Genomic DNA, 19294 nt, shown 5'->3' with positions numbered 1-19294 from the left:
TTATGCAAGAAATGGAAGTGGTATTTTTAAATGATGAGTTTGTAAAAGCTAGTGAAGCTAAAGTGAGTATTTTTGATAGAGGTTTTATCTTTGGGGATGGAATTTATGAAGTAGTTCCTGTAGTAAATGCAAAAATAGCTGATAAAGAAGAATTTTGGGAGCGCTTTGAGCGTAGTTTGGCTCAAATTGAACTGCAAATTCCTTATACAAAAGAAGAATTTGAAAATATTTTAGAGCAATTAATCATTAAAAACTCTCTTAAAGAGGGCGGGCTTTATATGCAAGTTACTAGAGGGGTTGCTAGTAGAAATTTTGCTCTTTTAAAAGGATTAAAACCTACTATTATGGCTTTTGCTTTTGAGTGTAAGGTGATTGAGCATGAGTATGCTAAAAACGGGGTAAGTATTATTTCAACAGCTGATTTAAGGTGGAAAAGAAGGGATATAAAATCAATTTCTTTATTAGCTCAATGTCTTGCAAAAGAAGAAGCTATAAAAGCTAAGGTTTTTGAAGCTTTTATGGTAGAAAATGCTTTGGTGACAGAAGCTTCTAGTAGTTCAGCTTTTATTATAAAAGATAAAACTTTAATCACTAAGCCATTTTCTAATGAAATCTTACCGGGAATTCGCCGTAAAAATATCTTGAAATTTGCCAAAGAACTTGATCTTAAAGTAGATCAAAGGGCTTTTAGTATGAAAGAAGTATATGAGGCTGATGAGGTATTTATTTCTGCAGCTACTTTTTTGATTTTGGGTGTTATAAAAGCAGATAGCAAGGTAATTAATGATGGTAAAGTAGGCTTTTATACCCAAAAGCTAAGAGAAAAATATGTAGAAAAAATTCAAAAAGAGGTTTTTTAATCAAAACCTGCGTTTGTAAATTCTTTAGGATTATCAAGAGCGTAGTGGAATTTTTCCCAGTCTATTTGTTTATCCCAGATAGCTACGATTAAAGCTGCTACGCTATTACCACATAAATTTCCTACCGCACGAATTTCAGACATAAATTTATCCACGCCCAAAAGTATAGAAATAGCAGCTACGGGTAAAACCTCTCCTAAGCTTGCTCCTAAGCCATTGTTAGCCTCTGCAATATGCATATTAGATAAAGCTGCTAGCGTACTTCCTAGTATAATAAAACCTGAACCAGTTACACCAACAGCACCTTTTGAAGCTATCATCAGTACGATTAAAATGCTAATTTCATGTGTTAAAGAAAGCTCCACATTAAAAGCTTGTGCAAGGAAAATCAAACTCATAGCTAAATAAATATTAGTACAATCAAGATTAAAACTATATCCAGTTGGTAATACCAAGCCTACGGTGGCTTTTGAAATTCCTGCCTTTTCAAGTTTTTTCATCAGTGGAGCTAATGCTGATTCGCTAGAGCTTGTAGCAAAAACTATCAAAACTTCTCTTGAAATAAAACGCATAAATTTAAAAATATTAACTTTGGCAATAAAACAAATAAGTCCTAAAACTCCAAAGATAAAAAGCAAAGAAGCAAGTAACATAACAACAAGCAAATATCCTAAATTTAATAAAGAGTCAAGTCCGTATTTTGCTACTAAAAATGCCATCGCAGAAAAAGCAGCAATAGGAGAAAAATACATAATGATTTCTAAGATTTTAAAAACAAAACTTTGCATTATTTCTAAGGTTTTTTGTATAGCTTTTCTCTCATCAATTCTCATAAGTGAAATAATAAAAGCACAAGCTAGGGCTATAACTAAGATTTGCAAGGTTTTTCCCTCGCTAAAAGCAGCGATAATGTCAGTAGGTATGGCGTCTTTTAAAATATGCAAAATTTCATTTTGTGCACTTATTTCTATATTTTTATTAACAAATTGAGCTACACTTTCTTGATCTAGGGTACTTGGATCAAGGTTCATTCCTTTACCAGGTCCCATAATATTTGCCATAAAAATACCAATAGCTAAAGCAAAAGTACTCACTACTTCAAAGTATAATAAAGCTTTAGCACCTATACTTCCAACTTGCTTTAGACTTTCAAGGCTAACAACTCCTAAAACAATAGTTAAAAATATAATAGGCCCTATTAAAAATTTTAAAGCTTGTATAAAATAATCCACTCCGATTTTACTAGCTAGCGCAAGTTCTTTATCTAATAAACCAAGGCTAATACCAGCTATTATTCCTATAATCACCCAAAAACCTAAATTTTTTAACATTTTTTTAAATTTGCTTGGTTTTTCATGGGCAATTACTAGCACAAAAACTCCTTGAATTTTTAAAACCACTACATATTAGCAAATAAAAACTTATTTTTATGACTAAAACAAATAAAAAATAAACAATACTCTTAAAAATAATAATTTTTTAGCTTATTTTGTAGATAAAAGTAGCATTTTGTAGTATTTTTATCTGATTTATTATGAAATAAATAATGATAATGTTTATCTAAATTTAAGAAAGCTAGTACTATACTTGCGACTATGATTTTAAAAATGAATATCATTTCGGAGTAAAATAGTGTTTAAAAAAATAAGCTTGTTGATAATTTTTTTATTTTGTACTATTGTTTATGCTAGAGAGATTGATTATCAAAAAGAAGCCCAAGCAATCAAACAAATTTTAAATGAAAGTATGATTTTATACAAAGAAAATAAAAATTTAGAAGCAAAGAAAAAAGCAGAAGATGCATATTTTCAGCATTTTGAAACCATGGAAGGCTCTATTGGACGTAATGTTGGTAGAAAAGCTATTGTTATGGAGCGTAAATTTGTTCATTTAAGAAAGTTATATAAAGATAAAGAAGATTTTTCTAAAATAGAAGCTTTAGTTAGCAGTTTATATTTTGATTTAGATGAAATAGTTCCTATTTTAGAAAAAGGCTTCCAGCTTAAAGCTGAAGCTAGTGATGTAAATTATGATAAAAAGGCAGCTGAAAACTCATCTTTAAAAGCAGAAAAAGAGCGTCAAGCACAAGCTGAAGCGATGTTTGTAGCTTTACTTGGAGAGAATGTTAAAGAGCAAACTTCACAAAATTCAACTCAAAGTTTGGCTACTCAAGAGCAAGACGCTCAAAAAGATGAAGCATTGTTAGCTTTGCAAGAAGCATCGGCTTTGGATGCAAGGTTGCAATTTTTAATGGATTCAATGATTTCAAAGCTTGATCAAGCTGCATTAGCTTTTGTAAATAAAGACTATCAAAAAGCTAAAGATTTGATTCAATCAGCATTATTTGAAGACTATAGAAACTCAAAAGTAGAAGTTTTAGTGGCAAGATATACTAAGGCAGGAGTGGATAAAAAAATTCAAACTAAACTTAGAACTATTATAAGAAAAATCAATGCTAATACTTTAGATGAAAAAACTATTAGAGATGAAATTTCAAACATATCAGATTTATTATATGAAGCGTTTTTAGCTTTGCCTAAAGAAGAATTAGCCTTGCTTCAAGTTAAAGGTCTTGATGAGAGTGTTATGAATGCTAAAAACTATACTAAAGTATATGATGATATGAAAATTGCTCTTAATGATATTTTGCAAAATTATGAGGGATTTAGTTTAAATAGTATAGATGCTTTACAAAATGTGTATTTGGATATTTTTGAAGCAAGTGGTATGGAAAGTAAAATTGGTGCTATTGATAGTGCTTTAAAATTAAAAATAGAAAGTTATTTTTCAAAAGGCGTTGCACTTATTAAAGCAAGTGCTTCTAAAGAAGAATTAAAACAAAATTTTGATGAGCTTAGTGCCTTAGTGGAGGGCTCTTTAGATAAAATTCAAGAATCCTCACCTATGTCTTTATTTATATGGGCTTTGGGCATTATTTTAAGAGAGGGTTTGGAAGCTTTAATTATCATTGTAGCTATAGTTTCATACCTAGTTCAAAGTGGCAATAAAAAGCGTTTAAATATAGTATATTCAGCACTTTGGAGCGGGGTGTTTTTAAGTTTTGTAACGGCATTTTTTATTTCATGGATTTTTAAAGAACAAGCAGGGCAAAGCAGGGAGTTACTAGAAGGTATTACTATGCTTGTGGCTGTTGCATTATTATTTTATGTGGGTTTTTGGCTTTTATCAAATGCGCAAAATAAAAAATGGGCAAATCACATAAAAACTCAAGCAGTTGAAGCTATATCAAATAATTCGGCAAAAACCTTATGGTTTAGTGTGTTTTTAGCTGTATATAGAGAAGGTGCTGAAACTATTCTTTTTTATCAGGCTTTATTGTTTGATGCAAAAACAAGTACGGATTATAGTTTTATATTTATAGGATTAGCTAGTGGATTGATTATACTTGTCATACTTTATTATTTATTAAAAGCTGGTGCTTTAAAAATACCAGTAAAACAATTTTTCTATATAACTTCATACATTATTTTTTATATGGTCTTTGTTTTTACAGGCAAAGGCATTGGTGAGCTCATAGAAGCTAAGGTTATTACACCAAGCTTACTTCCTTTTGATTTTGAAGGAATTTTATGGCTTGGAATTTATCCTTACTATGAGAGCATCATACCTCAGTTTATGGTTTTAATCTTACTCATTATGGGTATTTTTATAACAAAGCAAATTTCAAATAAAAGGGAAAAAATATGAAAAAAACTTTATTGAGTTTAGGTGCAGCAGCTAGTATTTTAGCTAGTTCAGTTTTTGCAGCAGAGGTGCCAATTGGCGATCCTTATGAGTTAAATGGTATGGAAATAGCAGCGGTTTATTTACAGCCAATTGAAATGGAGCCAAGAGGGATTGATCTTGCAGCAAGTTTAGCAGATATTCACCTTGAAGCAGATATTCATGCATTAAAGGGCAATAAAAACGGCTTTCCAGAAGGCTTTTGGATCCCTTATTTAACTATAGCTTATAAGCTAACTAATCTTGATAATGGTAAAGTAAAAACAGGAACTCTTATGCCTATGGTTGCAGATGATGGCCCTCACTATGGGGCGAATTTAAAAATGGATACAGGTATTGGAAATTACGAGTTGGTATTTTTAATAGAAAGTCCCGAAAAACAAGGTTTTGGACGCCATGTTGATAAAGAAACAGGTGTTGGTAAGTGGTTTGAGCCATTTTCAGTTAAATACAACTTCAAATACACAGGAAAACCTAAGTGATTTTTCCCCTAGCTTTTTGCTAGGGTTTATTTATGAAATTATTGATTTTATAAATAAATTCTATCAAAGAAGAGCCTATGTCGATTTATTTTGTACATTTTTTTGGAGCATTTTTTTCTTATGCGCTTTTGAGTGCTTTATTTTTTTATAATCTAAAAAATTCTTTAGTGTTTAAACTTGCTTTTGTGGGTTTTGTTTTTTCTTATTTTGCTTTTTTTATTAGCGCTAAAACACTAAGTTATGATTTGTTATTTTTTTCTAATGATATTTTATTTGTTTTATTGTTTTTGGGTATTATCATTTTTTCTTTTATAAAAAATAATTTTTTAAAAGAAAAAATTCAAGCAATATTGCTTTTTTTATTATCTTTTGCTTTTGGTATAAAATACTTACATATTTCTATAGATTTTCCTATATTAAGCACTAATTTTTTAGATTCTTTGGCTATTAGCTCTTTTGGGCTTATTTTACTTGCTTTTATTATGTGTTTTGGGGTTTATCTTTTTACAAGATGGCTAAGAGAATTTAAATTTAAGCTTTTAAATTTATTTTTATTTATTATCGTGATTTTTTATCTAAATGAAGCTTTAGCTCAAATTTTATTACACCTTATGAGAGAAGGCGTGGTAGAAACAGAAAGCTTGTATTTAAGCTATGTGGCAAAAAGTGTGTATTATGCTAAATTTTATACTTATGTATGGTTTGTGTTGTTAGGACTTTGTGTCGTTTTAGCTCTAAAGCAAAGAGTGGGAGAAAACATCAAGAAAAAAGATTTTGATATAGAATTTAGAAAAAATCAAGCAAAAAATTCAATTATAACTAACTTTAGTGCAAGTGTTTTTAGTGCTATGATTTTAAGTCTTTGTATTTTTCTTTTTTATGACTTGCATGCTTCAAGACCTATAACCATAGATGAGCCAACCTATGTAGAACCAAATGAAAATGATGAATTTGTCTTTGATGTAGCGATTTTAAGGGATAATAACTTGCACCGCTTTGCTTATATTAGTGATGAGGGTAAGGTAGTGAGGTTTTTCCTAATTAACAAAAGAGAAGATAAAGACTCGCCAGTAGCGGTTTTTGATGCTTGTAGTATATGTGGAGATATGGGGTATGTTAAAAAAGGTGGAGAGTTAATTTGTATCTCATGTAATGTTAGAATTTTCTTACCAAGTGTGGGTAAGGCAGGCGGATGTAATCCTATCCCTATGAAATATAAATTTGAAAATGGTAAGGTTATCATACCTTTTTCAGAAATTTTAGATGGGGTAAATTTTTTCACTCAAGTAGTAGAAAAGAAAGTCTATGATCCTATTGATCATACCGAATTAATTAATTTAAAAGCACCAAGATCTTATGTTTATAAAGGTAGAACATATTTTTTTGCCAATGAAAAAAATTATGAAGAGTTTAAAAATGATCCTTTAAAATACATTGATATAAATAAGACTTCAAAATATAGAATTCATAATTTATTAGGAAATGACTATGCAAGTTAAGATTGTAAAAAATTCTATCTCTCAAAATAAAATTCAAAAATCCCTAGCTTTGCTAACGATTTTTCTGGCTACTTTGCTTATGGCTACTATGTTAAATCTTACTTTGGGTATAGGTAATGAAATCACAAAAGAACTAAGAAGTTATGGATCAAATATTTTAGTTTTACCTAAAGGTGCAAGTTTGAGTGTAGAAGTGGGTAGTAAAATCTATGAGCCTTTGAAAAATCAAAATTTTTTAGAAGAAAATAAACTCCATACTATAAAAGAAATTTTTTGGAGAAATAATATCAATGCCTTTGCACCATTTTTAGATACCCAAGTAAAAATCCAAACCCCAAATGCAAATTATGAAAATATCTCTTTAGTGGGAACTTATTTTGATAAGGCTATAAAGGTTCAAGATGATGATGATTTTTATGCAGGTATTAAAGAATTATACAAATATAGTCATATCAAAGGAAATTATCCAAAAGATGATAGTTTAGATGAAATAATGCTAGGAAAAGACTTAGCACAAAAGTATGATTTAAAAATAGATGATGAAATCACCCTGGTGCAAAATGATCAAATTTTTAAAGTAAAAATTGTTGGTATTATAGACTTAACTCAATCCTTTTCAAATAAAATCATTACTTCTTTACTTTTAGCACAAAAGCTTTCTAAAAAAGAAGGTTTATTTGCCAAAGCAGAAGTTTCAGCTTTGACTATACCTGAAAATGATTTAGCACAAAAAGCAAGACGCGATGTAGATAGCCTTGATCAGCTTGAATATGATCAGTGGTATTGTACTGCTTATGTAAGTTCTATTGCTTATCAAATCGCAGAAGATTTTAAAGGTGCTAGCACAAAAGTAGTGAGTGCGATTTCAGATGCAGAAAGTTTAATAGTGTCTAAAATTCAATCTTTAATGGCAGTGGTTAGCATTATATGTTTAATCGTAGCTTCCATAGCTATATCATCTTTAATGAGTGCAGATATTTTTAGAAGAAAAAGCGAAATAGGACTTTTAAAAGCTTTGGGTGCTAGTACTTTGCAAATTTATATGATTTTTGCGCTAGAAGGGGTTATGGTAGCTTTGGTTGGAGCTATTTTTGGTTTTGCTTTTGGCGTGGGAGTTTCAGAAGTTATTGCTCTAAGTATATTTGATCATGCTATTGCTATATCTTGGATTATTTTACCAATTTGCTTATTTTTTGCAGTGCTTATAGTATTTTTAGGATGTTTGTTTTCTGTCAAAGGAATTTCTAAACTTTCTACTTCAGAGGTTTTATATGGCAAATAATTTTTTTATACAAGAGGTTTTTAAATCTCTTATTTTTTCTTATAAAAGAGTTTGTATTATTTTTATAGCTGTGTTTATGGGTGCTATGGTTAGTGCTTCATTTTTTAATATTTATTTTGATATTGACACAAAATTATCTAAAGAATTAAAGGCCTATGGGGCTAATTTTATCATCACACCAAAAGATGGTGAGTTTTTAAGTATGGATGAATTTAATCAAGCTAAAGAAAGCTTGAAAGCAAAGGCCTTAACTCCATTTTTATATGGTTTTTATAATCTTGAAAGTTCAAGTGCGGTAGTAGTTGGGGTTGATTTTGCAAATTTAAAGCTTACCAAGCCTTTTATGGAGGTTTTAAAAGGAAGCTTTTCTTTGAGTGATTTTAGTGAAGATAGTGCCTTTGTGGGAGCTGATTTAGCGAAACAACTTGAACTTAAAATAGGACAAGAATTGCAAATTTATAACCCAAGTATATCTAAAATAGTCAAAGTAAAAATCAAAGCTATTTTAAGAAGTAATGATGAGCAAGATGGGGTTTTAATTATTTCTTTGAAAAAAGCGCAAGAACTAGCAGCTAAAGAAGTGATAAACTATGCTCAAGCTATTTTGCTAGGCGATTATGAAAGCTTAGATCAAAAAGCAAAAGAACTTAGTAAGGGCAATGTAGAAGCTAAAGTCATAGCTTCAGTATCCATTAGCGAAGGTGTTATTTTGGAAAAGATTAAAGCTTTAATGGCTTTGATTAGCTTAACGATTTTACTCATTAGTTCTTTGAGTGTAAATACCACTCTTAGTGCGGTAATTTTTTCAAGAAAAAAAGAAATAGCCTTGCACCTTGCACTAGGAGCTAAGCATAAAGAAGTTATCAAGCTCTTTGGAGCTGAAGTGTTTATTTTAAGTTTAAGCGCAAGTTTGCTTGGTGCTTTTTGTGGGTATTTTTTGGCAAATATTTTTGGGTATTTGATTTTTAATGCAAGTATAGATTTTAGGTTGCTTTCAGTATTTTTTGCAGTACTTATTTCTTTAGTATTTGCTTTTTTTGCAAGTATTTTACCGCTAAAAAAAGCTTTAAAAATCAATGTTTGTGAAAATTTAAAGGGTGAGTGATGAAAAATATTATAAAAATTTCAAATTTAAATCGTAATTTTAACGAAGTTAAAGCTTTACAAAATATCAACTTAGAAGTAAAGCAAGGCGAATGGCTAGCCATCATGGGTCCATCAGGTTCAGGCAAATCAACACTTTTAAATATACTTTCTTTGATGGATACTCAAAGTAGCGGAGAGTATTTTTTAGATGATAAAGAAGTTGGAAATTTAAGTGAAGAAGAAAAAAGCGTAATTAGAAGAGAAAAAATAGGCTTAATTTTTCAACAATTTCATTTAATACCTTATTTAAATGCCTTAGAAAATGTTATGTTAGCACAATTTTATCACTCAAGTATAGAGCAAAAAGACGCTATAATGGCGCTAGAAAAAGTAGGACTTTCACACAGATTTACGCATTTGCCTAGTCAGCTAAGTGGCGGGGAGCAACAAAGGCTATGTATAGCAAGAGCTTTAGTGAATGATCCTGAAATTTTATTAGCAGATGAGCCAACTGGAAATTTAGATGAGGCAAATGAAAAAAACATTCTAGAGCTTTTTTGTAAATTAAAACAAGATGGCAAAACCATAGTTTTAATCACCCATAATCCAGATCTAGCTACCTTTGCTGATAGAACTATCATTTTAAGCCATGGAGTAATGAAAAGTGAAAATTAAAAGTATAATTTTAGCTTGTTTATGTTTAGTTTTTTTAAGTGCGTGTTTTGAAAACAACAATAAAAATGGTGGCAAAATAGGCCTAAAAGCACCAGAAATCGCAGCTAAAAATTTACAAGGCGAGAAAATCAAACTAGCTGATTTTGATAATCTTATCGTTTTAACTTTTGTGGAGCAAGGTTGTGCATCTTGTTTAAAAGACTTACCACTTTTAGAAAAATTAGCTAACGAATATCCTAAAAAAATGACTATTTTAGCACTTGATTCTATAGATAAGGGTAGGGATTTTGAAGAATTTGCTACAAAATATGATTACAAAAATATCACATTTTTGCAAGATGATTTAGATATCTCATGGCAAAGATTTAGCGTTTTTGCAGTGCCGACTACTTTTGTCATTAAAGATGGTGTTGTACAAGATAAAATCATAGGAGAAAAACCATGGTCGCAACTAAAAGCTTCTATTGCTTCTTGGCTTTAATAAGTGTTTTTTTCTTTAGTGCATGCTCAAATAATGAATTTCAAACCTTAAATTCAAGTCAAAACTATACTTTCAAATACGATGGTTTTGAAAAAACCTTAAAAACACAAAATACAAATCAAGCTTACGCTTTATTTTTTTTCACACAAGATTGTGGTGCATGTAATGCACAAATTCCTATATTAAACGAGCTTTATAAAGAAAGAAATTTTCCTATTTTAGCAGTGTTAAATGGAGCTAAGTCAAAAGAAGAAGCTCAAAAAATTCTTTTAGAAAAAAAGCTAGGTTTGCCACTTTTATATGAAGCCAAAGCAAGTTCATTTTTGTCTAAAGCTGTGGGTGGAATTTATGGTGTGCCTGTAATAGTTTTTTATGATGAAAAGGGCAAAGTAAACGAAAAATTCATTGGGCTTACCCCAAAAAGTATTTTAGAAAATAAAATTAAATTTTTACAATAATTTTTATTAAAAATATTAACATTACTGTGTTTGCGGTATTTAAGATACTTTTTCTCTTAAATTATACTTAAGCTTAAATTTATAAATAAAATAATAATATTCTTAATATATTAATAGTTTGTTAGTAATTATTATTACTAATTCTAATGAGATAAATAATCAATCAACATATTAAATATTTTTTTGAAAGGACTTGTTTCAATGGATAAAAATATGTATAAAAAACACTCCACTGGGGGGGGGGAACGATAATTTTCGTTTTTTGACTTCTTTAAAAAACTATAAATCCTCTAATCTTTTAAAACTTTCCTTATTTGCTATTTTTTCACTAAGTTCTTTAGAAGCTGCTACTGAAGCAGATTATGATAAAACTTCTAATACTTATATAATCAAAGAACATAAATTTAGTAATAATGATGTATATGATTATAATCTTAATACTTACAAACTCTTAAGTGGTAAAAATTTTTATGGCCAAATGGCTAGCAATAAAAACCTTTCAAATATCACTTTAATTTATGATAATCCTAAAGATAAAGCTCATTCTAAAATGAATGATATGTATTTTAAACAAGACATACTTACACCAAGTATTAAAGAAGATATTTTTGTAGTTAATGGTTATCATAATTCTTATGCAGCTAATAATATCAATGCCTCTCAAATAAGTTATATACCTTTTTTAGTTTCTGCTTATACTTTCAATGCTAAAGCTAATAATAATACTTTGATATTAAAAGCAGGAGAATTATCTTCAGTATATTATTTAAAACCTACGGATAAAGAAGTAGCTAATCCTCAAGCTAGTGGTTTGGATAATAAATATAATTTTTTAATCACTCCAGCTATAGCAAGAAAGGGTGAAGTAAATAACAATACATTAAATTTCTTAAAAGATGCCTATGTAAATATGGGTGTTGAAAATACTTATACCTTGCCTTTAAATGGTGCTCCTTATATTGTAGGTGCTTTTGGAATTGATGCTAATGCTAATAATAATAGTGTGATATTAAATAAGGGAGTAAGAATAGATTTTCATACTACTCCTTATAAACAAAGCTCTTTAGGTGCTAATATATTTGATGAAAGAATGACACATATTGTCGGTGCTATGGTATATAATGGTAATGCTAAAAATAATAAAGTGATCATTGATGGAGCTTCTTTATTAGTACATGGTCCAAGTGGAGCTTATTCTACTTCAGCTGCTACTCACTTAGCTGGAACTTTTGTAGATGTAAATAACAATCAAAGTTATGAAGTAAGTAATAATAGTGTATTGATTAATGATTTAAAACTAGATTTAAGAGTAGATACTAAAAATACCCCATTAGCTTATAATGCTATTTTACAAGGAGAAATTTATGGTGCTAAAATCATACAAGGAAATGCTTATAAAAATAATATAGATATAAAAAATCTCCAAACCTTGCTCAACTTAAATGCTAATATTGAAGTAAGAGCTTTATTGGATTTATATGGGGGAGCTACTAGTAATGGTGTAGCTAATGATAATAATATTAATATTAACCTTCAGGCTCCATTTGAAATCAATTCTAATCCAACTGGTAAAAATGAATTTAATCTTTATGGTGGAGTAGCAACAAAAGGTGCTAATAGAAATAATATTATTATTAAAGGTGATTTAACTCAAGATCTTATTGTTGAAAACTATCAAGATAAAATTCAAATTACAGCAGCAAAAACTCTAAGCTCTAAAGCAAATAATAATAGCATTGTTATTAAAAACTCAAATATTGCTATGCCTTTATATTTATATGGAGTAAGCAAAGCTACTTTAGATAATAAAGATTATTATGCAAGTAGTGCCAATGCTAATAGTATAGTTTTAGATAATGTAAAATCAGGTAGAAATCTAACCACTATTATAGAAGCTGATAATTTAGAAAAAAATACTATTAAATATAACATGGTGCAATCTTTATCAAATGCCTCTAATATTGATAAAGGTTCTAAAATTATTCTAAGAGCTAATCAAAGCGCAAATGATAATATTTTAAATATCAAAGATTATTCTTCTGCAGCACATGATAATGTTTATATTATTAAAGCTGAAGAAGAAAGCTCTAATAATGATTTTATATTTGATAATGTAACACTTGGAACAGCTTCTGATAAAAGAGAAGGTAGTGTAATTATTGTTGCTGGTATTTCTAAAAACACCCATGATAATTATATCCATATAAATAATTTAAATATAGATGAGTATAAAAATCAAGAAGCTATATTTATAGCTCCTTCGGCTACTTATAATATCAATGATAAAAGCTATAATAATACCTTATATTTAAGTGGTGATACTAATATCTTTAAAAATACAAATATTGATGTATTAGCAGGAAATATTTTATCTTTAAAAAATGAAAATTCTTTTAGCTATAAAGCTTTAGATCATAAAAACAACACCAATAATCATTTAATATTAAATACAAACATAAAAGCTAATATGGTAAATAACTTTGATCATTATAGTTTTATCTTAAAAGATAATGTTAAAACTTATCTAAGTACTAAAGAAGAAATAAATATAAGCAAAGAAAGTTCTATTAATATCTACACTAATAACAATGTAAAAAACAAAAGTTTTATCTTAATGCAAAGTGAAAAAGGCTTTGTAGATGAAAATAATAAGCATTTAAATCAAGAAGATTTACAAAGCTTATTAAATGTCTTAGTAAAAAACAATAAAAGCTTACACAAAAATATCAAAGCAAAAGTACAAAAAGCTAAATACACTCTAAGTGTAAGTAATGATGCAAAAAGCATAGTAGTAAATTTAAATAAAAACTAAAAGGATTAATGATGAAAACATACAAACTCTCAAATCATATAATACTTTCAGGTATAACAGTATCAATGCTTTTTTCTCCACTAATGGCTTTACCTAGTGGAGGTAAATTTACTCATGGAACTAGTGGAAGTATAAGTACTAGTGGTAATAATATGAATATTATGGGCAATGGAACAAACTCCGTCATACAATGGGGTGGAGGATTTAATATAGGCAAGAATGAGCAAGTAAACTTCAATGGCTCGAATAAAAACTACTTAAATATTGCTCATGGTACTAGTAAATCTACTATAGAAGGTATATTAAATGCAAGTGGCAACAATGTGTTTTTAATTAATCCTAATGGAGTAATCATTACTAAAACAGGAACCATTAACGCTAATCGCTTTGTAGCTTCAACTTCTTCTATGAGTGATGGAGATATGAAAGCATTTGCTAACTTAAAAAGCTTTGATGAGGGTTTAAGCTTTTCCCCTGTATTTAAACCACACAAAGCAGGTAATGTAGTTAATATGGGTAATATTAATACAAATGATGTGTTGCTTATAGGAAATAAGGTAGATATACAAGGTGGCAAGTTAGGAAATAAAAACTCAACTACGCATTTAGTGGGGAATAAAGTTTTTGTGGATGCAGATAGTGTAAAATTAAGCTCTACCATTAATGTAACAGCCTTAAAAGGTGGTTATATACAAAGACAAATGATAAATTTTGCTAATGATAATTATAGTTTTACAAAAAATGTAAACATAAATAATGCAGATTATACAGAAACTAATGGACAAACACATAAGGGAAATTTTAATTTCAAAAAAGCCTTAACCATAGGAAATATGGGAGATGAAAAAGCTAATGCTATAGAATGGTGGCATTTTTCAAAAGGGTGGAATGAAGGTCTAGGTGATACTAAAAATATTGATGAATTTAGATTAGTAGATGATATTGATTTTAGTGGTACAACAGTAGATCCAATTGCTTATGACTATAAAAACGCTTTTGATAAAATGTTCAATGGCAATGGATACACATTAAAAAATATTACCATTAATGCTAATAAAGATTATAATGTTGGTTTATTTGGTGTAATCAATAATGCTGAAATTTCTAATATTGTTATTGATGCTATAAATTTTAAATATGATAAAGATTTACCATTTAGAATAGGTGGGTTTGCAGGATATATAGGAAATAGTAATATTTCAAATATAACACTGAATAATATTGGTGCCATTAATGGGGTAAGAATTGTAGGTGGTTTTAGTGGCAATATAAGCGATTCTTACATATCCAATGTAACAATTAATCAAATAGAAAGTATCAGTGCTTTAAATGAAGGACAATCTGCAGGCAATGCTGTTGGTGTGGGTGGATTTACAGGAATGAATTCATCTACAACCTATGATAATATTATTTTAAATAATATTGGTGATATTTCATTGACAAATAAAATAGGAAATGTGTTTACATCTTATATTGGTTGGTTTGTTGGTAGATCCGATCAACTTTCATCTTCTGGTAATGCTAATAGTTTTAAAAATATTGCAATTGATAATGTTGGCAATATATCTGTTAATGGGGCTTGGGGAAATTATGATCTATATATTGGTTCTTTTGCTGGAGCATTGTATGGAAGTCAAAAAGATACCATACAAAATATTTATATATTTATAGGTAAGAATTCTCAAATATCATATAATAGATATTTTAGAGGATATTATCTAGGGAAATTTGCAGGGATTTTAAATGCTAACTTGGATAATATTCATATATATTCTAACGATAACACTTTGTCAAACATAAACAATGATTCATTTCTTGTGAATGATTTTAATCAAAACGGTTATATTTCAGATAAAATAAATATTCATACTTATGATGATTCTACTCAAAATGATACTTACAAAGATTTTTTATCTAAAGCAGATACTATACAAAAACCATTTAAACCTATCGATCCTACCGACCCTGATGTTGTTTTAGAAAGTGATGATGTAATTAGTGCAAATGATTTAAATAAATGGCTTGATGAAATATACAATGGAACATATTGGATAGATATTAAAGATCTTAAATTACAAGGTGTTTCAGAAGAAATACAACAAAGCATTGCCTTTTTAGAAGCTTTATATGGACAAAGCGGTATGCAAGATATATTGGAAAAATTTAGTACAGATTATAAAAAAGCTAGTGATAAATTTAATACTTTCAATAAAAATAAGACAGAGCTTTTACTATTTATCAATACCCAATTAAAAGATTTAGTTAATGCTACAAATGATAAATTAAATATATTGCTTGCTAAACAAAAAGAACTTGATACACTTATTAAAGCTTACAATAACTATGTAGCATTGATTAATAAGGGATTGGCAAATGAAAGCGATCCAGAATTTATTACACTAAAAAATCAAATCAATACTTTAATGAGTGAAAGTGATGTATTAGCTAGTGAAATAGGATTAAATCAAAACACTTTAAAATTATGGCAAGATAAAGCTAGTAAAGATTCTAATGGTCACTTTAAAATTATTGGTGCTTTTGCAAATGTTATTTTAAACACTAACCCAAAACTAGATCAAATCACAGAAGAAGGTGGGGGCGGAGAAGATCCAAATAAACCAGAACTTCCTGATAATGATTTAGAATTTGAGCAAACTGCTTCTTTCAACTTAATAGGTGATGAAACTGTAGAAGAAGAAAAAGAAGAAAAAGAAGTAGAAGAAACAGCAATGATGCAAAAAAATAGAACTTGTATAGTAAGTGATAATTTTAAAACTATGAATCCTTGTGCTGTTGGAGGATTATAAAATACTTTGCTAGGATAGCTATATCCTAGCAAAATAAAAAAGTTTATATCAAACAATATTTCATCATTTAATAACAAAACAAATTAATAAAAACTATAAATACAAAAAGGATTAATCATCATGAAAAAATTCTTACTTAGTACCATAGCAATTAGTTCTTTAATCTATGCTAATGAAGGAAGTATTACTATAACTAAAAATGATATGGAAAAGATTATAGAATTATCTCCTGATAGAAATATTCCACAAAACAAAGCCATTAAAGAAAATCTAAAAACTAAACAAGATTATGAAAAAACAAAGGAAGCTAAAAAAGACTTTGAAGAAAAAAAGAAAGCTCTAAAAGAAAAATTCAAACAAGAAGATAAAGCCAACTCTAATGCAACTAGCAATAATCTTACCAACTCAAACAATCAAACCAATATCAACACAAATGATACTAAAAAGATTATAACTAAGTATAAATTTGTTATTGTTAATAAAGATACTAGCTTTGGAAAACTAGGTATTAATGAGCAAGATTTACAAAACCTAGTTAGTGATTTTAGTGCTAGAAAATTTAGCTTACAAGATTTACAAGATATATCCAATATTATTGCATATTATTTCCAAGTTAATGGCTATCCTGCTGCAACAGCTTATGTGCCACAACAAGAATTTGAAGATAGTGTGCAAATAAATATAGCCTTAGGAACATTAGGTAAGTATATAATAAAAAATAAAACTACTATAAAAGATCATTTTATAGAAAGTAAACTTAATGAAAGAATTAAAGGTAAGATTATCTCTACTAAATTAATAGAAGATAGTGTATATAAAGTCAATGAAATGTATGGAGTACAAACCCTAGCAGGTTTACAAGCAGGAGAGAATGTGGGAGAAACTGATGTAGTAATAGAAGTAGAACCTGATACTAAAGCTAATGTATTATTATATGCTGATAATTATGGCATTGAAAGTGCGGGTAATATAAGAGCTGGTATTAGTATGGGATTTAATTCTATATTTAATATGGGTGATTATTATAATTTTTACCTACAATCAAGTAATGAAAAACAAGTTAACTATGGAGCTAATTATACTTTCTTTTTAGGTAATTTAAAAGTTACTCCAAGTATATCTCAAGGATCTTATTCTTTAGGTGATAAATATAAGGATGCTGGGTTTTATGGTACTTCTAAAAATTTCGGTATAGATTTTTCTTATCCTGTATGGATTAATACTTATTCATCTTTATACTTTACTTCTAGTATATATCATAAAGAACTTAGTGATACAAGTGGAGGTTTTTTAACATTTGATAAAAGTTCTAATGTTGGAAGTATGGGTTTAGAAGGTTTATTTAGAGGATTTGAAAATAATACCTTAAGTTATAGTGTTAAGGTTAGTATAGGTAAGGTAAGCGATGATGGCACTAAAATAGGTGGTTTAATTCTTGATACAAATAGTAAAGGCTTTGGCTGGTTTAGAAAACTCAATGCTAGTGTGAATAATTATTATAGTATTAATGAGTATATTACTCATACTTTAAATATAAACTATCAAAAGGTATTAGGAAATTTTGAATTAGATTCTTCTGAGAGTTCATCTTTAGGTGGTGCTTATGGAGTAAGAGCTTATGATAATGGTGAGGGTGATGGAGATAATACCATAGTGGCCAACTTTGGTATAAGAATAAATATACCAAATACTAATTTTTATTTTACACCTTTTTATGATATAGGGTATGCTTGGTATGAAAAAGACTCAGGGGATAGATTAGCAGATGAACATTTTTTAGATGCAGTGGGTTTACAAATACTTTATAATAAAACTAATGAATATTACATAAAGCTTGATGGGGCAAGAGCGTTACATCAATATAAATATGATGATGATTATAGAATGAAATTGTATTTAAGTGGTGGGGTGTATTTTTAGTTACCACCGCTTTTATGGTTTTAAACACCAAAGAAAATTTCAGGTTTTAATCTAAGCATTAAACAATATGCGGCCAAACTAGCTTGTTCTCTTGTGTAATTTCTGTTACCTTGTATGTGAATGCATTCTTGTAAAAATGTTCCATCTTTATACATAGCTCCTATGTAGATGGTACCTGCTTTGGTGTTTTTATCATTTTCTTCCCCGGCTACCCCACTAAGTGCTAAAGCAAAATCACAATTTGTGGTTTTAAAAATCCCTTTTAACATAAAATAAATACAACGATCAGAGTATTCTCCAACACTTTCTAAGGTATCATTACTCACACCAAGCCAAGAATTTTTTAAACGATTAGAATAAGTGATCAAAGAACCTTCAAATATGCTAGAAATTCCTGAATTTTCAGCAAATTTTGAAGCACAAAGTCCTGCGGTGCAGCTTTCTGCAAAAGAAATTTTTAAGTTTTTTTCTAAAAGTTTTTTAGCTATAAATTTAATAGGATCATTTCCTAAGAATACTTTTCCAGTAAAAAGTTTAAAAACACCTTTTAAAAAGCCTTCTAGTTTTCCATACTGACTAGTGCTTGCTCTAATACAAATGAGATTATCTAATAATGCGCTTGAGCTAGTTTGAATTTCAAAAGACGCAGTAAGCGTACTAAGTAGGATATTCGCACTCATTTCATCTATATCTAAAAGACAAAAATAGGCATAATCAAGTTCAGGATTTTGTAAAACCGAAGGTAATTTTTGTTCTATATTTATGTTTAATAAATTAATATGGCATTGTTCAAAAGAGCTTAAAAAGGAATTTTTTTCACGCAAAGCTTTTGAGGGTACTAGGGTATCATTTTCTAAGATTAAAACATCATCATTTAGGGTTGCTATGATTTTAGCTATGGTTGTATAGTATTCGCTAATGCTAAAAATGGTTATATAATCATATTCTTTAGAAAGTTTTTCAAGTAAAAAAGGAAGCTCTTTGTCAGGTTTGTTTATAAATTTTAGCTCATGAAGTTCTAAAAACTGCTTTTTGTATTCTTCTTGTATATAATGCATATAATTTTCATTGATAATAATTTCACTACCTATGATGATGATAAGATGTTTCATGATTTTCCTTTTTTTCTTGCGATTATAACAAAAAAATAAGTGCAAATTAAAAGTATTTTAAGTAGAATTTACTATT

The 19294-nt window shown here is 28.9% G+C and carries 14 protein-coding genes; 12 read left to right on the top strand and 2 right to left on the bottom strand.

All coding sequences use genetic code 11. The features are described 5' to 3' along the window. The first annotated feature begins 2 nt into the window (after positions 1-2). Complete coding sequence (locus CLCT_RS05705; RefSeq protein WP_149062534.1) at positions 3-860, top strand: D-amino acid aminotransferase; 858 nt, start codon at positions 3-5, stop codon at positions 858-860. Here the strand turns inward: CLCT_RS05705 and CLCT_RS05700 are convergent. Continuing rightward, on the bottom strand, positions 857-2191 hold the full coding sequence (locus CLCT_RS05700) for a cation:dicarboxylate symporter family transporter (RefSeq protein WP_149062781.1): 1335 nt from the start codon (positions 2189-2191) through the stop codon (positions 857-859). The genes CLCT_RS05705 and CLCT_RS05700 overlap by 4 nt on opposite strands. Before the next feature lie 301 nt (positions 2192-2492). On the opposite strand from CLCT_RS05700, the gene CLCT_RS05695 reads away from it, so the two are divergent. The 11 genes from CLCT_RS05695 (at position 2493) to CLCT_RS05645 (ending at position 18106) form a co-directional block, all read left to right on the top strand. Further along, positions 2493-4568, top strand: a complete 2076-nt coding sequence (locus CLCT_RS05695) for an FTR1 family iron permease (protein WP_149062533.1) — start codon at positions 2493-2495, stop codon at positions 4566-4568. Next, the gene (locus CLCT_RS05690) at positions 4565-5086 is read left to right on the top strand and encodes a ferrirhodotorulic acid transporter, periplasmic binding protein (protein WP_012661874.1); all 522 of its coding nucleotides are present in this window, start codon (positions 4565-4567) and stop codon (positions 5084-5086) included. The genes CLCT_RS05695 and CLCT_RS05690 overlap by 4 nt, the downstream gene beginning before the upstream one ends. Before the next feature lie 77 nt (positions 5087-5163). Next, positions 5164-6585 (top strand): Fe-S-containing protein, encoded by a 1422-nt coding sequence (locus CLCT_RS05685; protein WP_149062532.1) that lies wholly within the window; start codon positions 5164-5166, stop codon positions 6583-6585. After that, the gene (locus CLCT_RS05680; protein WP_149062531.1) at positions 6575-7867 is read left to right on the top strand and encodes an ABC transporter permease; all 1293 of its coding nucleotides are present in this window, start codon (positions 6575-6577) and stop codon (positions 7865-7867) included. Before CLCT_RS05685 ends, CLCT_RS05680 begins: the two co-directional genes overlap by 11 nt. Continuing rightward, the gene (locus CLCT_RS05675; protein WP_039668678.1) at positions 7857-8972 is read left to right on the top strand and encodes an ABC transporter permease; all 1116 of its coding nucleotides are present in this window, start codon (positions 7857-7859) and stop codon (positions 8970-8972) included. Before CLCT_RS05680 ends, CLCT_RS05675 begins: the two co-directional genes overlap by 11 nt. Next, on the top strand, positions 8972-9628 hold the full coding sequence (locus CLCT_RS05670; RefSeq protein WP_039668677.1) for an ABC transporter ATP-binding protein: 657 nt from the start codon (positions 8972-8974) through the stop codon (positions 9626-9628). The genes CLCT_RS05675 and CLCT_RS05670 overlap by 1 nt, the downstream gene beginning before the upstream one ends. Then, positions 9618-10109, top strand: a complete 492-nt coding sequence (locus CLCT_RS05665) for a TlpA family protein disulfide reductase (RefSeq protein ID WP_149062530.1) — start codon at positions 9618-9620, stop codon at positions 10107-10109. Before CLCT_RS05670 ends, CLCT_RS05665 begins: the two co-directional genes overlap by 11 nt. Next, a complete protein-coding gene (locus CLCT_RS05660) occupies positions 10070-10567 on the top strand; it encodes a TlpA family protein disulfide reductase (protein ID WP_149062529.1) in 498 nt (165 codons plus the stop codon). The genes CLCT_RS05665 and CLCT_RS05660 overlap by 40 nt, the downstream gene beginning before the upstream one ends. Before the next feature lie 193 nt (positions 10568-10760). Next, a complete protein-coding gene (locus CLCT_RS05655; protein WP_149062528.1) occupies positions 10761-13379 on the top strand; it encodes a hypothetical protein in 2619 nt (872 codons plus the stop codon). 11 nt (positions 13380-13390) lie between these two features. Further along, positions 13391-16186, top strand: coding sequence for a two-partner secretion domain-containing protein (locus CLCT_RS05650; RefSeq protein WP_170230440.1), 2796 nt, complete (start codon positions 13391-13393; stop codon positions 16184-16186). Between the two features lie 120 nt (positions 16187-16306). After that, on the top strand, positions 16307-18106 hold the full coding sequence (locus tag CLCT_RS05645) for a ShlB/FhaC/HecB family hemolysin secretion/activation protein (RefSeq protein WP_149062526.1): 1800 nt from the start codon (positions 16307-16309) through the stop codon (positions 18104-18106). 20 nt (positions 18107-18126) lie between these two features. Here CLCT_RS05645 and CLCT_RS05640 read toward each other — a convergent pair whose 3' ends face one another. Then, positions 18127-19218: a CinA family protein gene (locus CLCT_RS05640; protein WP_149062525.1), complete on the bottom strand. Its 1092-nt coding sequence runs from the start codon at positions 19216-19218 to the stop codon at positions 18127-18129. Positions 19219-19294 lie beyond the last annotated feature (76 nt).

The organism is Campylobacter lari subsp. concheus (genome assembly GCF_008245025.1).
Classification (GTDB): domain Bacteria; phylum Campylobacterota; class Campylobacteria; order Campylobacterales; family Campylobacteraceae; genus Campylobacter_D; species Campylobacter_D concheus.
The sequence above is the reverse complement of the archived record's forward strand: the minus strand, read 5'-3'. Positions and strand labels throughout refer to the sequence as shown.